The sequence below is a fragment of the Streptomyces sp. 8K308 genome (assembly GCF_004348315.1).
In the GTDB taxonomy this organism is placed as follows: Bacteria; Actinomycetota; Actinomycetes; order Streptomycetales; family Streptomycetaceae; genus Streptomyces.
On the sequence record NZ_SMKC01000661.1, the window covers coordinates 1 to 981 of the forward strand.

The following is a 981-nucleotide window of genomic DNA, read 5'->3' on the forward strand; positions in this document are numbered from 1 at the left end:
GCTCAGCAGTAGAACTCGGCCGTGGCGCTCAGCCGTGGAAGGGGAGGCCGGCGCCGTCGACCAGGACGCCGTCGTCGGTGTCGGCGGGCAGCAGCGAGCCGCTGCCGTCGCCGACCGGGACGATGCCGAGCTCGAGCAGTTCGGCCATGGCGCCGGTTGCGGCGAGCTCGCGGACCTGGAGCTGGTAGCGCGCGGTGGTGCGGTAGGTGCCACCTCCGTCGTCCCCGGTGCGCTGGAGGAAGCCGGAGTCGGCCAGGAAGCCGACGGCCTTGCCGATGATGCCGGTGGTGGAGCCGGCGAGCCGGCGGGCGTCCTTGGTGGCGCCCGTGGCGCTGCGCCGGGCGTACACCCGCCAGGCGGCCTCGAGGCCGGGGGCGTCGCTGACGGGGTCGGTGTTCTCGCCCTGGCCGGCGGCCCGCTCCTCGAGGCGGCGGCAGGCCTGGCGGACGAAGGCCTCGACGCCGTTGACGGTGATCCGGCCGAGGTAGCCGTCGTCGGCGAGGTCGGCGGGGCGGGGGAACGCCAGGGCGGCGACGGCGAGATGGGCCAGCCCGTGCAGGAACCGGTCGGCCGGGTCGGCGGTGGCGCGGCGCGCGTACTCGCCCATGCGGACGGCGAAGACGGAGTCCTCGGCGGCGGCGACGGCCATGCCGGCGCGGGTGGACACCTCAAGCACCACGAGGCCGAGACCGGTGGCCACGGCGTCGGCGAGCCGGGCGAAGGGCGGCTCCTCCTGGTAGCGGCGGAGCAGGGTGCCGTACTCGGCGTCGCGCGCCGGGGAGAGCTTGGGCTGGAGGCCGAAGGAGACCAGCCGCGCGGCGTCGGCCGCGTCGGCCGGAGTCGGCACGGCGCCGCTCCGCGGCGGCGGCACGGACTGGTCGCCGGGTGGCGTGGTGGGTTCTGTCACGGTCTGTCCTTATGTCGCGTGGCGGCCGGGCTCCGCGGGGGTGGCCGGCGTGGGGACGGTGACCAGGGTGCGGG

The 981-nt window shown here is 76.7% G+C and carries 1 protein-coding gene; it reads right to left on the bottom strand.

Features of this window, described 5'->3' with window-relative positions; all coding sequences use genetic code 11:
- Positions 1-28: 28 nt before the first annotated feature.
- Entirely contained in the window at positions 29-871 is an 843-nt protein-coding gene (locus E1265_RS36515) for a hypothetical protein (RefSeq protein ID WP_243741378.1), read from the bottom strand.
- Between the last annotated feature and the right edge of the window lie 110 nt (positions 872-981).